13 protein-coding genes are annotated in these 16,589 nt (G+C 54.3%); 2 read left to right on the plus strand and 11 right to left on the minus strand.

The features are described from left to right. Positions 1 to 146 precede the first annotated feature (146 nt). The 5 genes from ldtD to cmoM all read right to left on the minus strand — a co-directional run bounded on the left by ldtD (position 147) and on the right by cmoM (position 9,470). The gene (gene ldtD / locus BEI65_RS01090; protein ID WP_099061732.1) at positions 147 to 1,988 is read right to left on the minus strand and encodes a L,D-transpeptidase; all 1,842 of its coding nucleotides are present in this window, start codon (positions 1,986 to 1,988) and stop codon (positions 147 to 149) included. 223 nt (positions 1,989 to 2,211) lie between these two features. Next, positions 2,212 to 6,660 carry a chromosome partition protein MukB gene (gene mukB, locus BEI65_RS01095; protein WP_099061733.1) on the minus strand — a complete coding sequence of 1,483 codons (4,449 nt, stop codon included), beginning with the start codon at positions 6,658 to 6,660 and terminating at the stop codon, positions 2,212 to 2,214. Continuing rightward, entirely contained in the window at positions 6,657 to 7,385 is a 729-nt protein-coding gene (gene mukE / locus BEI65_RS01100; protein WP_099061734.1) for a chromosome partition protein MukE, read from the minus strand. Before mukE ends, mukB begins: the two co-directional genes overlap by 4 nt. Next, entirely contained in the window at positions 7,366 to 8,688 is a 1,323-nt protein-coding gene (gene mukF, locus BEI65_RS01105) for a chromosome partition protein MukF (RefSeq protein WP_099061735.1), read from the minus strand. The genes mukE and mukF overlap by 20 nt, the downstream gene beginning before the upstream one ends. Then, positions 8,685 to 9,470, minus strand: coding sequence for a tRNA uridine 5-oxyacetic acid(34) methyltransferase CmoM (gene cmoM, locus BEI65_RS01110; RefSeq protein WP_012006149.1), 786 nt, complete (start codon positions 9,468 to 9,470; stop codon positions 8,685 to 8,687). The genes mukF and cmoM overlap by 4 nt, the downstream gene beginning before the upstream one ends. A 150-nt stretch (positions 9,471 to 9,620) precedes the next feature. Here cmoM and elyC point away from each other — a divergent pair, with 150 nt between their 5' ends. Next, positions 9,621 to 10,394 (plus strand): envelope biogenesis factor ElyC, encoded by a 774-nt coding sequence (gene elyC / locus BEI65_RS01115; RefSeq protein ID WP_085116080.1) that lies wholly within the window; start codon positions 9,621 to 9,623, stop codon positions 10,392 to 10,394. Positions 10,395 to 10,400: 6 nt separating this feature from the next. On the opposite strand, the gene BEI65_RS01120 is transcribed toward elyC, so the two are convergent. From BEI65_RS01120 to BEI65_RS01145, 6 genes are all read right to left on the minus strand, one after another. Continuing rightward, positions 10,401 to 11,297, minus strand: coding sequence for a YcbJ family phosphotransferase (locus BEI65_RS01120; protein ID WP_099061736.1), 897 nt, complete (start codon positions 11,295 to 11,297; stop codon positions 10,401 to 10,403). A 147-nt stretch (positions 11,298 to 11,444) separates the two neighbouring features. After that, complete coding sequence (kdsB, locus tag BEI65_RS01125) at positions 11,445 to 12,194, minus strand: 3-deoxy-manno-octulosonate cytidylyltransferase (RefSeq protein WP_085116078.1); 750 nt, start codon at positions 12,192 to 12,194, stop codon at positions 11,445 to 11,447. Further along, positions 12,191 to 12,373 (minus strand): Trm112 family protein, encoded by a 183-nt coding sequence (locus tag BEI65_RS01130; RefSeq protein WP_006320791.1) that lies wholly within the window; start codon positions 12,371 to 12,373, stop codon positions 12,191 to 12,193. Before BEI65_RS01130 ends, kdsB begins: the two co-directional genes overlap by 4 nt. 292 nt (positions 12,374 to 12,665) lie before the next feature. Continuing rightward, complete coding sequence (locus BEI65_RS01135) at positions 12,666 to 13,892, minus strand: winged helix-turn-helix domain-containing protein (RefSeq protein ID WP_099061737.1); 1,227 nt, start codon at positions 13,890 to 13,892, stop codon at positions 12,666 to 12,668. Positions 13,893 to 14,001: 109 nt separating this feature from the next. Continuing rightward, positions 14,002 to 14,223, minus strand: coding sequence for a cold-shock protein (locus BEI65_RS01140; protein WP_006320799.1), 222 nt, complete (start codon positions 14,221 to 14,223; stop codon positions 14,002 to 14,004). A gap of 221 nt (positions 14,224 to 14,444) precedes the next feature. Then, positions 14,445 to 14,654 (minus strand): cold-shock protein, encoded by a 210-nt coding sequence (locus tag BEI65_RS01145; RefSeq protein ID WP_085116076.1) that lies wholly within the window; start codon positions 14,652 to 14,654, stop codon positions 14,445 to 14,447. A 527-nt stretch (positions 14,655 to 15,181) separates the two neighbouring features. On the opposite strand from BEI65_RS01145, the gene BEI65_RS01150 reads away from it, so the two are divergent. Beyond that, positions 15,182 to 16,588 carry a VOC family protein gene (locus BEI65_RS01150; protein WP_099061738.1) on the plus strand — a complete coding sequence of 469 codons (1,407 nt, stop codon included), beginning with the start codon at positions 15,182 to 15,184 and terminating at the stop codon, positions 16,586 to 16,588. Position 16,589 lies beyond the last annotated feature (1 nt).

Here is a 16,589-nt window from a genome sequence, read left to right on the forward strand (position 1 = left end):
TGCACAAAACAGCGCACTGCCCGAACCATAACCGCCCACACTGGCTGAGTCAACCCGTGATGTCCCGCGGTTTGCAGGCACTCACGTAATGAGTGCCTGCATCATGGCCCGATATTCAGACCGTTATTTATTTATAATTACTGCATTTATTGCATTAATTTTTCGGCCTGAGCCAAAATTTGTGCACCCGATCTCACCGTATCATCATAATTGTAAATATCTGTACGGAATTGTGGCTTTCCATCATCAGAGACCCAGGCGGTTAAATAATACAATTTAACCGGAATATGCTGGCGGATATTGACGAAGGTGGTATTCCCTTGTTTAAGGGTGGACGAAACGCGGGTGTTATTCCAACCGGCATCCTGCAATAGCATATTCGCCAAATCCGATGCCTTGTTGACTCGCACGCAGCCAGAGCTTAATGCACGGATGTCCTTCTGGAACAGATTATGGTTAGGCGTATCGTGCAGATAGATAGCGTCCGAACTCGGCATGTTGAACTTAAAACGCCCCAGCGAGTTGGTAGCGCCCGGTGCCTGGCGGATCCGGTACGGGAAATTACGGGCAGAGACCATGTTCCAGTCGATCATCGCCGGATTGATCACTTCGGCATCGTTGCTCCAGCCGGAAAGTACGGTATAGCCATGCTTCTGGAAGTAGCTGCCGTCACGCATCGCCTTCGGCACGATATCTTCGCGCACCAGCGTGGTCGGCACGTTCCACGGAGGATTCACCACCACATTGTTCAGAGCACTACTCATCAACGGCGTCTTGCGACTAGGTCGACCGACAATCACCCGCGAGGAAAGCACCTCATTACCGTTCTGATAGTAGGTCAATGAGTAGTTGGGAATGTTAACCATAATGCCGGTATCGACATGGCCGGGCAGAATACGTAAACGCTGAATATTCAGCGCCAACAGCGAGGCACGCATTTGCGGCGTCACGTTGAGCCATTCGCGAGTGCGCACGCCGATCACCCCGTCTGCGCTCAGCCCCTGCCATTGCTGGAAGCGCTTAACCCCCTCCACCAGATCGGGGGTATAACGATTATCGATGACGGTAACCGGGTTTTCCGGCTGCTGCGAAAATGGCGATTGCGGTGAAGGAGCCAGATCTTTCACCGGCGCGGCGGCCGGACTGACTACGACACTCTGGCTCTCACGACTTTTTTCTTCATCGACCGACAGGCCGCCATCGTCGGGCTCATTGCGCGAGCCGGTCAATACCGCAGGGGGATCCTGTGCTTCCACCGGTGCCGTCGCAGTGGACAGCATGCCGTTACGCGCCAGGATCTCGCGTAAGGCCGGAATGTCATCACTCAGTTGATCTGGACGCAGGCTAGGGCCATTGGCCATCTGCGGCCACGGATGGCCGTCGGCCAGCATGTCCCGCAGGGCCTGATGCATCTTGGCGTACTGCGGGTGCTGCGGTGCCAACGTGTTGACATAAGCCAGAGTTTTGCCCTGACGCACCGCCAACTGCCACTGGTTAATTACCGTATTCGGCGGCAAGCCGAGCTTGTAAGGAATATTGCTGTACAACCAATTATTACCGTTGGCTCCGATGGACGAAACGAACTGTAAATATCCCAGCATCGCATCAGACAGCACCACATCACGCGCCACGTCGGTAATCGCCGGATTGGTCAGCAGTTTCACCCATTGGGTGAACTGTGGCTGTACGCCGGACATCGCCAATTCGGCCAGTTGCTGCTGGAATTGCTGAACCGCGTCGCGATCTTGCCACATCAATTGCATACGGTTCGCCGCGTACAAAGGAGCCAGCGTCGAAAGGTAATTCGGTGTGATACCCTTCGGCAAGGCCGCCAGTATTTCCGAACGGCTTTGCGCCACTGACATGCCGGATGACGCTACCGGAAACGCAGGAACGGTTGCCCATACGGGTAACGACGACGCAAGACCACATGCGATTGCGCAACTTAACGCCAGCCGCCGTACAGTGTTTCCATTTCTAAGCAACATCCATTGCCCCCTGTATGCTCACAAAAAATATAACCAAGACAGCTTATTAGTTTCAGTATACGAACAGAAAAGCCATTTTGCCTTTTGGCACTTATGAATAACTGTATTTCATCAGGCTACTCGGTTTCCCGCGCAGAAAAAAGCACGACTATCATCCACTCGCACAAAAAAATAGCCACCCCAGGGCGGCTATTTTCAGATTATTAGCGGGCTTTTTTCACCTTTAAGGTGTTTCTGCCGCCGTAATCCCCAGTACCGGGGGTTCGTTAGCGAAACCACGCAGGCCCACGACGTGTACGTGTTCATGGTTCTGGAACACCTTACGTACCAGCTTATAAGTCGTGCCTTTTTCCGGACTGATATTTTCCGGTGCCGCGATGATCAGCTGCATTTCCAGACGATCACACAGTTCGAACAGCGTGGCGATGGATTTGGCATCCAGTCGCGCCGCTTCATCAAGGAACAACAGACGGCATGGGGAGATATCTTTGCCGCGCAGACGGCGCGACTCTTCTTCCCAGCTCTGCACCACCATCACCAGAATCGACATCCCGGTACCGATCGCTTCCCCGGTAGACAGCGCGCCACTCTCGGCACGCAACCAACCGTCAGAGCCGCGGAAGACTTCCACTTCCAGCTCCAGGTAGTTACGGTAATCCAGCAACTCTTCGCCGATGGTCTGTGGCGTGCGTTGCCCCATATCAATCTGCGGGTTCAGGCGCTGATACAGCTTGGCCAGAGCCTCTGAGAAGGTCAGTCGGTTGCTGTTGAACAGATCCTGATGTTGTTCCTGCTGCTCGGAGAGCACGTCCAACAGAGTCGCATGCGCTTCGCGCACGTTGACGTTCAATCGCACGCTCTTCACCTGACCGAAGGAAACCGCCTGCAGGCCCTGGTTGAGCATGCGGATACGGTTCTGTTCGCGCTGGATGGTTTTGCGAATGATGTTCGCCACGCTCTTGGAACTGATCGCCAGCTTCTGCTCACGCGCAGTCAGCTCTTCGGTCAGACGGCCCAGTTCGATCTCCATCTGTTCGATGGCCTCAACCGGGTCATCGGTGCGAATGATATCCTGACGAATACGCTCACGCAGATGCTGATAGACCGCAATATAGAACTGGATCTTGCGTTCCGGACGCTTCGGATCTTCCGACAGGCGCAGTACGTCGCGCAGGTGTTCGTTATCCGATACCGCCAGACGCAATGCACCGAGCGCCTTATCCGACATTGAGCGCAGTTCATCACCGTCCATATAGGCCAGCTCACGGCGATGCAGACGACGCTCAACCCCGTTGTCTTTCACCAGGCGCATCACTGCGCACCAGCCCGCTTTGGCGGTAACCACCTGCTCACGCAGCTGATAATAATCACGTTCCAGCTTGCGCAGTTTCTTCTGCAGGCCGTCCATTTCCGCTTCGCAGAAGGTCAGCTGTTTTTCCAACTGGTTACGGCGTGCGCGATTGGTGCTCAGACCCGCATGCAATTCATCACGACGAGTACGCGCGCGGGCTTCGGCATTGGCATCCGCCTGTACGCCGATGTCTACCAGTTCCTGGCTCAGTTCTTTCAGCATGTCGCGCTTGGCGTCATACGAACTTTTCAGCGATGCCAACACCTGACTGTACTGGGTAAACTGGGTTTGATACTGGCGCAGTTGCTCGCGGGCACGGGTACGTTCCGCTTCCGCATGCTCCAGACGCTGGCGCAGCTTGTCGTTCAGATCGTTATTGGCATTTTGCATGCCGGCGGAATCGGTATAGCTGAAGTGAGCACGACGTTGCACCACTTCAATCAGGGCAAACGCCTGCTGTTTAGCCTGACGCTGCACGCTCTGCGCCTGAGAGTAATCCTGTTGCAGCTGCTCATGTTGCTGCGGATCGCTCTGCAGCACCGACAACAGCGGCTCAAGTTTGGTCAGGGAAACGCCGTGCTGCTGAATATGACGCGCGGCATCCTGCGCCTCCTCCAGCTCCTCACGGATTTCTTCCACGCGATCCTGCAGGGTTTCATCGTTTAACAATGAAACCAGCGGCATCAGGCGGTTCAGCGCAGAGATGCCCTCTTTCGCCTGATCGTACTGCTGACGCTGCTGCTGGTTCTGCGCTTCATGATTATTCAGAGCACGTTCGATTTCACCGCGGCGGGTATTGAGGCCACGGATTTCGGCTTCTGGATCGGCGTCAAACGCTACTGCCAGATGGTTGCCGATAAAGCGGCTGAAGGCCTGATGCGAACGCTGGGTTTTCTGCACGTCGAACGACAGCGTGGCATAACGTTCTGCCAGCTTTTCCCGCTCGGCATGCAGTATTTCCAGGCGGTTCTCACGCGCGGCACGACCAAACAAAGGCACTGCCGGATAACGGGAGTAACGCCACTGGCGCTCAGCGGTTTTGACCAACACCGCCCGGTCTTGTTCTTCGACGGCGAATACGCTGTCATCGAACGACTGCGGATCCCCCTCAATCAGATAGAGATCTTCCGGGCAGTCTTCCAGACCTTCCAGCATCTCGCGCACCAACGACAGGTCCGGCACCACAATCGCGTGGCGGGACGGGCCGTACAGGGCGGAGAAGTACGGTGCATCGTCGATGGTAACGTCATCGTAGATTTCGGACAGCAGCACGCCACCAAAACGTTCGGCCAGCGTGACCAGGCGCTGATCTTCGGCACCCCCAGGCTGGCTGAGACGTTCGATTTGCGCTTCCACGGCACGTTTACCGGCAGCCACTTCGTCACGCTCAACGGTAGTTTCACGTTCGCGCTCCAGCAGTTGCTGCATGTACTCAGTCACCTGCTGGCTGCTTTCAAGCGCTTCACCGCTTTGCTCACCAAGCTGGCTCAGCGAATCCTGCGCTGCCAACCAGACAGGTGCACGGGTGGTCAGTTCGCGGATGCGTTGCTGAATTTGCTCCAGTTCCTGGCGCATTTCCATCCGACGCTCGCCGGCATCGCTAACGCTTTGTGACAGCGATTCCAGACGCTCTTCCAGCTCTTGTTGCAGGGCATCGAGTTCATCCGGCTGATACTGCTGGCCGTGGCGTTTGCAGAACTCCTGCAGCAGACGCTCGGCGTCCTGCTGGGAGCGCAGACGCTGTTCCAGCTCGCTCAGGCGCATACGCAAAGGCTGCACGCGCTCGGCAAGGTGTTGCTGTGATGGCCAGTCACGCAGCAATTCGCGCGCACACTGCCAGGCTTCACTGCGGCTGACCTGACCGGCGATTTTACCCACCAGCTGATAAGCCTGTTCAAACTGACCGTGCGCGGCATCGGCCACGCTCAGTTTTTGTTCCAGCATCAGCAAGGCTTCGGTCGCTTCCTGCTCACGCGCCTGGAATGTATCCAGCCAATGCTCGGCATTTTCGGCAGTCAGTTCCGGCAATTGGCACAGCGCGCGCGCGCGTTCCAATGCTTGCAACGCCTGCTGATATTGAATGGCACGGGTTTGCTGCACGTCGAGCGCTTGCTGGTAGTCGGCAAGCTGGCTTTTCAGCTCATCCACTTCCAGTTCGGCCGCTTCGGCGCGTGCTTCGTTTTCGGCCTGCTGTTCACTGGCCTCCGCAACCACTTCATTCTGTTCTTCCAGTCGGTAGGTCAGCTCTTCCAGATCGCCTTCATAGCGCTCGATCTTTTCCTGCTGACGCATTGCCGTCTGAACCAGATTCAGGTGATCGCTGGCAGCCTGATAATCGGTTTCCAGATCGGATTCTGCACCGCTCTGTTCTGCCAGTTCACGCGCCATTTCAACATGGCGATATTGCTCGGCAGCCAACTGTTTGCGGCTACCCAGCAGATCGTTGCGCAGTGCCAGTGCCCCGTCCAAATGAATGCGTCGCTCATTGGCATGGCGCATGTAGTCCGCCGCCACGTAAGAGGTGGCCTCGGAAATCAGGTGTTTGAACAGGTCACGGTCGGATTGGGTAACGCGGATCGCTTCCAGCGTCATGCGGTTTTCACGCAGCGCCGCTTCCATATCCTGGAATGCCTTGCGCACGCCGCTGTTTTCAGGCAACAGGTAGTCACGCAAGGAACGGGTGATGGCGCTGGAGATACCGCCGTACAGTGAGGCTTCGATCAGGCGGTAGAACTTGCTGCGATCGGACGATGAACGCAGGCGTTTTGGGATCACGCCCAGATCGAACATTAATGAGTGGTAATCGGTAATGGAGTTAAACTGCTTGAACTGCACCCCTTCCATCTCTTCAACGCGATCTTTCAGTTCTTGCAGCGACAATACACGTGCCTGGCGCTCACCCACCGTTTGGGTCAAAAGCTCGGTCGGCTGTACTGCGGTCGGCAGGCCCTGAATAACGAACGGCTTGATGTCCACCTTGCGGTCACGGCCGGCCACCTGCTGCAAACGAACACCCACTACAACGCGTTGATGGCGCGAGTTGAGCACGTCGAGAGTCGAATAACACACCCCGGCGCGCAACTTACCGTGCAGGCCCTTGTCGCGCGAGCCACTGGTGGCACCGGCTTCAGTAGTGTTACGAAAGTGCAGCAGCGTCAAGTCGGGGATCAACGCAGTGACGAAGGCCGCCATGGTGGTGGATTTCCCTGCCCCGTTACCGCCGGACAGCGTGGTCACCAGCTCATCCAGATCAAAGGTGCGGGCAAAGAAGCCGTTCCAGTTAACCAGTGTCAGCGAGCGAAATTTACCGCGTTCAATCATTCCTGTTCATCCTCTGCACTGTCTGGTGTGGTATCAAGCGGCGAATCTTCTGCATCGCTCTCATCATTCAGCAACAGGCTGTTTTCAACCGGCATTGCTTCGCCGTCGCGGATCATACGCAACTGCGCTTCACGCGGGTCGTCACCGCTGCGCACGTCGGCGCCAAAGCGGAACACCGCCTCGGTGATACGGAACTTGCTGCTGTCGTTGCCCATGAAATAGACCATGCCCAAACGACGCAGACGGTTCAGTGAAGTACGCACTTTTTCGTGCAGCTTCTGACGATCGAGATCCGAGCCGGTAGAACGCTGATTAACGAACTTCAGCAATTTGCTCTCGTCCGCCAGGCTCAGCAGCTCGTCATACAGCTCCTGTTGGCTGAAGATCCCTTCGTGGGCCAGACGCTCTGGACTGAGGTACAGATAGCACAGGATTTTCCCCACCATCATGTCCAGTTCAGACAGCACCGAACGCGGGATCAGCGTGGTAGAGCGCGGGCGCAGGTAGAAAAAACCTTCCGGCGCGCGGATTAGCTCTACGCTGTAGCGGGTGTAAAATTCTTCCAGTTCATCCTGGAAGTCCATTAAGAAAGCGTGGTTGTCCAGCTCATCGATACCGATGTGGCGACCCGCACGCAGTTGGCTGTCCAGCGCCGGGAACAGCGCGTTAGACAATGCCTTGGCCAGCTTGACTGGCATTACTTGTTCAATATTTGTCGATGACATGGGCCTGGACCTTGGCTCCGTAATCATTGATTGCCTGCCATTGTGCCGGCAACCCTGAAAAATCTGCTTCAGCCACACCAAGGCGCACTGCCTGGTCGACCACTAAACGTGCCACGTCAAAATGACGAGCACGCGGATATTGCGCCAGATAATCGCGCATTACCGCCCCTAAGTTGAGCGGCATCTGTTGTTCCTGATAAATCTTCAGTGCCTGTTCGATCATCAATGCCAGCTGTTCACGGATTTCACTGAACTCTTCGAACTCCAGATCCGGCGGCAGTTCCCCGGTCACTTCCTCACTGCGCAGCGCCAGTTCTTCGTCTCGCATATCCAGCAGACGGTCGGCGTTGGCATGGGTCAGTGTCCATGGATTGTCGAAATAGTTTTGCACCGACTGACGCAAACGCTGGGCAAACACCCGGTTTTTGTCCATGTCGATCGCGGTACGGATAAATTTATGCACGTGACGGTCGTAGCCAATCCACAGGTCAATCGCCTGCTGGCCCCAACTGATAATGCGGTCGAGCTTGCTTTGCAGATCAAACACCAGCTTGTCGACGAAGCCCAGTTCTGCCCCACCCAGCGTGGCATCCTGAATACGCAGCAGGTTGGCCTGCAGTTTATCGCCCGCCGCCTCCAGCGTATCCTGCAACTCACGCAGGGTGCCCGAAGTTTCGGACAGCAGCATCTCACAGCTGGAGATCGCCGCACGCCAGTCTTTGTTCAGCAATGCGGCGATGTCGTCCTTCACGCCTTGCTGTTGTTCATCCATAATCCGCTGGGTCAAATCGATACTGTCGAAGATTTCCGCCACCGAATATTTCAGCGGTGCAAACACGTTACGGTGCCAGTGGAAATCATCACCGCCTTCATCGGCAGCGTCGGCAGCACGCTTGAGCTCCTGCGCCACGATCGACAACTGCATCGACAGACGCAGCGTGGAGAATTCGCGCTGACGGATATAGTAATCGGTGATACCGATACCCAGCGGCGTCAGACGGTAAATCGCGTTACCGTCCGCCAGTTCGCTGATAAAACGGTTTAACAGGCGCTGGCGCACCATGTCATTAATCGCATTGTTGGCGCGGACGGCCACCGTTTCATGCGTCTGTTCGAAACCCTTGCTGACATGGCGAAATGCATCAACCAGCTCACCTTCGCTCATCTCGCCGTCCAGCCGCTCGCCGTTTAACGTGGCGATAGCGAGCAAAAACGCGAGACGCTCCGTAGGGAGCGAAATAGAGAAATCATTTTTCCGTGCCCAGGCGACCAGTTCGGGTACTGTCTGGGAAAATTCACTCATAGTTCGTCCTTCAGGTTTGGTTTATGCGCCATGACGTGAATATAGCGCCCCAAACTCACGTACGGCTCCTGCCGGCAATAGTGCTGTTCAAGCGCCAGTAACTCTTCAAATTTTTGTGTCTGTAGCTGCCTGCTCTGCAGATAATCGTGGAACACCCGCACGCCGGTTTTTCCGCTGATGCGCATGCCCAGTTGCTCCAACCAGCCATACACCTGCGGCGGGCTATGTGGATACTGCGGCGACAACGAACGCTTTCTGCGCCTTCTGACCTCTGGGTTCACCAGTTGGAAATTACCCAACACCACGTTACGCATCAAGAGGCCATTGGCGTTAAAGAACATCAATGACAGTGCGCCACCCGGCAGCAAACAGTTAAATAACGCCTGCAGCGCGGCCTCAGGTTCGGCGATCCATTCAAGCACTGCATGGAACAATATCAGATCAACCGGCTGTTCCAAGTGTTGACCAATGTCCTGTGCTGAACTTTGTATGAATTGCATGTTCTGGCTCACACCTTTCTGCTCTGCCAGCAACGCGGCGCGTTGGATCATCTCACCAGAAAGATCGCACAACAACACCTGATGTCCTAATTCTGCCAATTGGCAGGCCATATGGCCTTCGCCGCCGCCGGCATCCAGAATGCGCAGCGGCCGCTGCGGCAACTGGGCCAACAGCGTGGTCAGATCCTGCCAAACCACAGCCTGGCGGATTTTCCCTTTGGTGGTGCCGTAAATATTACGCGCAAACTTTTCAGCAATATCGTCAAAATTGCGATCCTGCATGGACAACGGCTCCGCTGATCTTATCCGGCTGGGGCAAAGTGCCAGCCCATTCAAACCTGCTATTTTGGCACAGACTGGCTTAGAATGAATCTTCTTGCGGCCTGATTGTGCCCGGATGTCGTTTTTTCGCCCAAAAGGACCTGATTTTTGATGCTGTTTAACCTGAAAAAGTTCATTGGCGCTATTTTAATGCCGTTACCTGCGATGTTGCTACTGATGGGACTGGCGCTGTTACTGCTGTGGTTCACCCGTTGGCAAAAAAGCGGCAAGGTCATTTTCACGCTGAGCTGGCTGTTTTTACTGCTTTTCAGCCTGCAACCAGTGGCCGACAGGTTGCTGCGTCCCATCGAATCTGAGTATGTCACCTATCGTGGCAATGACCCGGTGAATTATATCGTGGTGCTGGGTGGCGGCTACACCTTTAATCCGGATTGGGCGCCAAGTTCCAACTTGATCGGCAATAGTCTGCCACGAGTCACGGAAGGCGTGCGCTTATATCTCGCTCACCCTGGGGCGAAAATGGTGTTCACCGGTGCCGGAGGCCCGAAAACGCTAAGTAACGCGGCAACGGCGGCGCGGGTGGCGGAAAGTCTGGGAGTACCAGGTAGTGACATTGTCCTGTTGGATCGCCCGATGGATACCGAGCAGGAGGCATTGCAGGTGTCGAAGTTGGTCGGCCAGCAGCCGTTTATTCTGGTAACTTCAGCCAACCATTTGCCGCGGGCCATGCGCTTCTTTGAAGCCAAGGGGCTGCACCCGATCCCGGCACCGGCCAATCAGTTGGCCATCAGTTCGCGGTTGAATATTTGGGATCGCGTGGTGCCGTCTGCGATGTTCCTTGGCCACAGCGAACGCGCCTGGTATGAAACGCTGGGCAGCCTGTGGCAATGGTTGAAAGGGGCCGATGAGGTTTCTGTCGACTAGTCGGCGTTAAACGGCAAGCCAGGGCAGCAGTTGTTTGGACGCATAGTCAAACGGCTGCCGCTCCAGTTTGCCGGTATGAATCAACCGCCCTACTGCTTCCCACACCACATACAACCAACGCCGCATCAGGAAAGATTCCGCTACCGGTGCCCGTTGCAAATAATAGAACAGCAACTGGCTCGGCATTCCCGCCTCACACAGCCTGAAAAGCTCATATTCACGCGGTGCCCACAGCATCATTCCCGGGTTGAGCATCGCCAGCAGTTGATCGCTTTTCGGATCTTTCAGCATGCTGCGCAATGACAAGTTGCCGTGAACCAGCACGCAGGGATCGTCGAAACCGACAAAAAAATGGGTCAGGGCTTCACGCGTGCGGTACAACAAACGGCGATCCGCCATCGTCAGCTGCGGCGAGTTGAGATTACTCAGCGTTGACCACAGCACTTCGACCCGCTGTTGATACCAACAGAACCAGTCGTTCTCCTGAGTACTGTCTACCGTGCCAACACAACCGTGGCTGTCAATGCGGTGCCAGGCCAATACGCCATCGACAATCTGCTCCATCAGGGTATTCCAGCGGTTCGGCGTACGCGTCGGCGCTTCCACCGACACACCCCGTAAACGTTCGATCAACAAGATCTCTTTATAGGGAGCCTGGTGGGTATAGACCACGCCATATACCGTCGGCAGGCGAATATCCCCTTCACGCGACAGCATCGACAGTTTGTAAGCCTCCTGCTGGGCAATGCCCTGACAGACAAAACTTTTTGCCATCAGGGGAATAGCATGGCCCTGTTGGTCATACAGTGAATACATGTGCGCATAAGGTTGTTCGCTGACGCGTTCCAGCCGGCTGATGGACTCACCCAGCACAATACTCAGTTCGGCGCGTAACTGCTCCATAAGAAAATGGCCTCAAGAGGAAAGGAAGAGACGCTGACATCATCGAACGGGGAGCAGAAAAATTCTTCAACGCAGATCAACAAAACGGGGATATAAGAAGGGAAATCATATCGCCGGCGCGTTGCGTAACACGCCGGCGTTCAATGCTCAGCCTTGGATACTGTCGCGCACGCGCTGCAAGTCTTCCGGCGTGTCAACACCCACCGTCGGCATCGCCTTGGCCACTGCCACGTGGATTTTTTCGCCGTACCACAGCACCCGCAACTGTTCCAGCAGCTCAATTTGCTCCAGTTGGCTTGGTGCCCAGGTGACGTAACGACGCACAAAACCGGCGCGATAGGCGTAAATGCCGATGTGACGCAACAGGCTGTCGCCGATGTTTTCTTTGGATTGGGCAAAACGTTCACGATCCCATGGGATTGTGGCGCGCGAGAAATAGAGCGCATAACCCTGCGCATCCATCACCACTTTGACCGCATTGGGGTTAAAGGCTTCTTCAGCGCTTTCGATCGGCACCGCCAGGGTGGCCATACCGGCTTGACTTCCCGCCAGATTTTCAGCCACCTGGCGCACAATTACCGGTGGGATCAATGGCTCGTCACCCTGAACATTCACGATGATTTCGTCATCAGCGAAACCATAGTGCTCGATCACCTCGGCCAAACGCTCGGTGCCGGAATTGTGATCGGCCCGGGTCATGCAGACTTCACCGCCTGCCGCTTTAACCGCTTCGGCCACCGCCGGATGATCGGTCGCGACGATAACGCGGCTGGCCCCCGACTCGCGCGCACGCTCCATTACGTGCACCACCATGGGCTTACCGTGGATATCGGCCAGGGGTTTACCCGGTAAACGGGTTGATGCATAACGGGCTGGAATAATAGCGATAAAACTCATGCGTGTTTCTCATCCAATGACAGCGCTCGCGCTTCATTTTCCAACAGGACGGGAATGCCGTCACGCAGCGGATAGGCCAGACCATCCACTTTGCAGACCAATTCCTGGTTTTCTTTATTGAAATAAAGCTTACCGTTGCAGACCGGGCAGGCAACGATTTCGAGTAAACGGTGATCCATGCTTCCTCCAGGGTGGAGATTTAACGTAAGGAAAGTGCGTGAGGATAGCATAACGCTATGCGCCAGGTTAATCACCGGCTGTTTTGTCGCTGCATTTTAATCTTTCGAGGGGGATTGAATTACCCCCGGCTCAGGCGTAGAATTTTGTGATGCAAGTCACAAAAAGACAGTTAACATGATCAAACGTCTTCACAAAATCATCGCCCTGTTTGCCAACTTCAGCAACTAAGGCATCCCCATTGTAACGAGCGGCGCTGAACATTCGTTTTACCCAAGCCGACAACGCCGTTCGTTATTCCACTTCCCAGCCAGCGCCCCACTCTATAGCCAGAGCCGCCGGAATATCACCCAAAGTAACCTGTTTGGCACCATGCCATTTTGCACTGCGGGTTATTGCTTGCCGAATATCCTGCATCCGTTGTTTACCGAAGCGTACCTTCGCCTGTGGGTGAAAGCTGATAATTTCGAAAATGCCCTGTCGGCGATGCATTTTTGCATCAATACGGCCAATCAGTTCGCCGCGCTGCAACACCGGCAATGTAAAGTAGCCATACTGCCGTTTCTCTTTCGGCGTGTAACATTCCAACCGGTAATCAAAATTGAACAGCTCCAGCGCACGACGGCGATCCCAAACCACTGGATCGAACGGAGAAAGCAACGTGGTCACGGTGGATTTTAACGCCCCTTGCTCTGCCAGCTTTAGCTCTGCCGACAACGAATGGTGCACATAAAACTCCCCGTCCAAACCCTCGATCAGCACGGATAGCACTTCGCCCTGCTGTTGTAACGACGTCAGTAGCGCTTTCGGCGCCACCCGCTTCAGACGGTAGTAATCCGCCAACCATTCGGCTCTGAAGATCCCAAGATAACGGCAGCTGCGGCTAAGCATTTCCTGTCGTGCATCTTCGACAGGTAACGCATGCCGGCTATCATCCCAGTGAGGTAACAATCTTCCTGTCAGGTCGTAAACGCGATGGAAATTGCGCCGTTCGGCTACCATCAGTTTGCCGGCGGTGAACAGGATTTCGAGATGGCGCTTTTCCGGTTTCCAATCCCACCAGCCGCTGTTGCCCTTCTTCTCGGCGCTGAAATCCGCCGAGCGTACCGGCCCACCGGTTTCAATGTGTTGCAGCAGGGCGTCTATTGCCACCTGATGTTCCTGCATCCACGCTTCGGAATACTTCCAGCCCATACCTTGCGGCTGCAGCATTCGGTGACGCAGCAGGCCAAAATCTTCGATGGGTAAAAAGCAGGCCTCGTGCGCCCAGTACTCGAACAACCGGCGGCTCGCCAGTGCCTGCTCCAGCCATTCAGGCTGGTAGTCACCCAGGCGGCTGAACAGCACCAGATAGGGGCTGCGTGCGACCACACTGATAGTATCAATTTGCAGTAAACCCATACGCCCAATAGCGGCAACCACGTCATCGGGTTTGGCTTTGCGTTTCATCGGGGATAGCAGCCCCTGTGCGGCGAGGTGAAGCGCACGGGCGGCAGTAAGAGAAATAACTGGGGTGTTCATCCTGACATCCGAAGTGATTGAGCAATCGCTTGATAGTAGTGGATATCGGGAGATTTATCTTCGCCAGTGCTTGGGGTGGCGGCACCGGCACTGGCGAGGAAGGGGTGGGTCAGAACGCGATAACGTCTGCCGCTGACAGCCCGTGGGAGCTGCGATAGATCGAGAACTCAACGTTCTGACCTTCGTTTAACGATTTATTTTTAGTATTGGCGATAGAACGACGGCTTACATAGATTTCGTCGCTACCATCTACCGGTGAAATAAAACCATAGCCTGCAGCCTGATCAAACCATTTCACACGGCCCATTTGTAACACAGTATTTTTAAACATAACTTATATCCTTTTACTTGAGCATCCTTAACAACGTCATTTTTATTATTGTTGGACGCTACCAGCCCATCCTAAAGTTTTTCGTAAGAAACCTCTCGTGAGCAAAAAATAAAAAACCCGCACTCTGGCGGGCTTGTTGAAATTAATATCTTCCGCAATGAATCAGCGTAAATGCGTCATCATGGTTGTATTAATATCTCTTTACGTTATTCCCTGTTTATTTACAGAGCAACAACGTTAGCTGCAGCCGGCCCGCGCTGACTGTCTTCTACGGTGTACTCAACACGCTGGCCTTCAGCCAAAGTTTTGAAACCGTCGGTCGCGATTGCGGAGAAGTGTACGAATACATCTTTACCACCGTCGTTCTGTTCAATAAAACCAAAACCTTTACTTTCATTGAACCACTTCACTTGACCCGTCTTCTTAGACATTACTCATTTACCTTTTAAATATATATACAAAACCTGCCATAAGGCAATTTTGGCCGTTCTTAGAAACATTACTTATGGGAGATACTTAGAAGGTTCGTCTTTGAAGCGGAATCAGATGATAACGTTTTTGGAGGAACTGCTTAACTCTAAACTCGAACATAAATAGGTCTGTATCACAGGCCGACTTGCATTTACTCATAAATCTATCTTTTGCACAAGAGGTTTATTGCCTTATTTTTATCACAAGGCCACATTTGTTTTTATATCTATGATTGCTAATGGATTTATTTATCTTTTTTTACGAGAATCGCTTGGCGTCATTGCCTTCCGGACGGCCGTACTTTCCGTTATTTCCTGTTCAAATGAGAGCTAACGCATAAAAATCTAATATGCTTGCCCTAGCTATAACAAAACCTAATCGACATAGCTAAACTTGAGGTGAAAACAAGGCTAATGGCCTTTCAGCCAGCACTTTTGCCGCCAAGAATGATATTTTTCAGATTATACTGAATAAAGGAGCTATGCGCATGACCGCCCAGCAGTTCGTCTCACCGAATGAAATCCGCGCCAGATTCTCCCACGCCATGTCAGAAATGTACCAAAACGAGGTACCTCTGTATGGCGATTTGCTGGAATTGGTGGCGGAAACCAACCGACAGGTCCTGCGCGAAGATGCCGCACTGGCTCATCAATTACAAATTACCGGCGAAATCGAACGTCTGGCCATGGAACGCCATGGGGCAATTCGGGTGGGTACCTCAGAAGAATTGGCCACCCTGCGGCGGCTGTTTAATGTGATGGGCATGTCTCCGGTCGGCTACTACGACCTGGCCGTCGCAGGTGTCCCGGTACACTCCACCGCGTTTCGGGCAGTACACGAAGATGCGCTGCAAATCAGTCCATTTCGGGTGTTCACCTCATTATTACGGCTTGAGCTGATTGAAAACCCAGAGTTACGCGAACTGGCACAACGCCTGTTGGCCCGTCGCCGTATCTTTACCGAACGGGCACTGGAGCTGATCGTATTGCAGGAAGCTCAGGGCGGGCTGGATGACAGCCAGGCAAATGAATTTGTCGAACAGGCGCTGGAAACCTTTCGTTGGCACCGCCGGGCGACGGTCAGCGCAGCCGAATATCAACAGTTGCATGACCAGCACCGTTTGATCGCCGATGTCGTGGCCTTTAAAGGCCCGCACATTAACCATTTAACACCACGCACTCTCGATATCGATTTGGTCCAGCAAGCCATGCCCGGCCGGGGTATCACCCCCAAAGCGGTGATTGAAGGCCCGCCGCCACGTCGCCGCCCTATCCTGCTGCGCCAAACCAGTTTTAAAGCGCTGGAAGAGAACGTTGATTTTGTTGAACATGATGGTAGCGCCGTAGCCGGGCATCACACGGCACGCTTCGGCGAAATTGAACAGCGCGGAGTGGCACTGACAACCAAAGGCCGTACACTGTACGATCGCTTGCTACAGGCGACCAATGATGCTTTGCAGGCCCCGCCGAGCGAAAAAAATGCTGAGCGCTACAACCAGTTACTGGCGGAAAATTTCCAGGCGTTTCCAGATGACTATGCCACCCTGCGTGAGCAGCAGTTGGCCTGGTTCCGCTACTTCCCGACCGAATGTGGGCTGGCAGCTAAAGAAACTCTGGATCACCACAGCACGTTGGAACAGCTGATCGCTCAGGAATATATCCGTTTCCAGCCGCTGGTCTATGAAGATTTTCTGCCGGTCAGTGCCGCAGGCATTTTCCAATCGAATTTGGGCGACAGTGGCCACACGCAGTACAACGCAACCTCAAGCAGGGCAGCATTTGAACTGGCGTTGGGTGCAGAAGTGGTTGATGAATTGGCGTTATATCAGCAAACGCAACAGCGTTCGATAGACGCCTGCGCGCAAGCACTGGGGCTTCACGCGCTGGCAATCTGAA

Origin of the sequence: Serratia sp. BW106 (assembly GCF_002607755.1) — a bacterium.
In the GTDB taxonomy this organism is placed as follows: domain Bacteria; phylum Pseudomonadota; class Gammaproteobacteria; order Enterobacterales; family Enterobacteriaceae; genus Serratia; species Serratia proteamaculans.

Coding starts and splice junctions, on each gene's coding strand:
- ldtD (WP_099061732.1), bottom strand. CDS start 1,988: ATGTTGCTTAGAAATGGAAACACTGTACGGCGGCTGGCGTTAAGTTGC.
- BEI65_RS01120 (WP_099061736.1), bottom strand. CDS start 11,297: ATGGAGCAGTTACGCGCCGAACTGAGTATTGTGCTGGGTGAGTCCATC.
- cmoM (WP_012006149.1), bottom strand. CDS start 9,470: ATGCAGGATCGCAATTTTGACGATATTGCTGAAAAGTTTGCGCGTAAT.
- BEI65_RS01145 (WP_085116076.1), bottom strand. CDS start 14,654: ATGTCTAAGAAGACGGGTCAAGTGAAGTGGTTCAATGAAAGTAAAGGT.
- mukF (WP_099061735.1), bottom strand. CDS start 8,688: ATGAGTGAATTTTCCCAGACAGTACCCGAACTGGTCGCCTGGGCACGG.
- BEI65_RS01130 (WP_006320791.1), bottom strand. CDS start 12,373: ATGGATCACCGTTTACTCGAAATCGTTGCCTGCCCGGTCTGCAACGGT.
- kdsB (WP_085116078.1), bottom strand. CDS start 12,194: ATGAGTTTTATCGCTATTATTCCAGCCCGTTATGCATCAACCCGTTTA.
- elyC (WP_085116080.1), top strand. CDS start 9,621: ATGCTGTTTAACCTGAAAAAGTTCATTGGCGCTATTTTAATGCCGTTA.
- mukE (WP_099061734.1), bottom strand. CDS start 7,385: ATGTCATCGACAAATATTGAACAAGTAATGCCAGTCAAGCTGGCCAAG.
- BEI65_RS01140 (WP_006320799.1), bottom strand. CDS start 14,223: ATGTTTAAAAATACTGTGTTACAAATGGGCCGTGTGAAATGGTTTGAT.
- BEI65_RS01135 (WP_099061737.1), bottom strand. CDS start 13,892: ATGAACACCCCAGTTATTTCTCTTACTGCCGCCCGTGCGCTTCACCTC.
- BEI65_RS01150 (WP_099061738.1), top strand. CDS start 15,182: ATGACCGCCCAGCAGTTCGTCTCACCGAATGAAATCCGCGCCAGATTC.
- mukB (WP_099061733.1), bottom strand. CDS start 6,660: ATGATTGAACGCGGTAAATTTCGCTCGCTGACACTGGTTAACTGGAAC.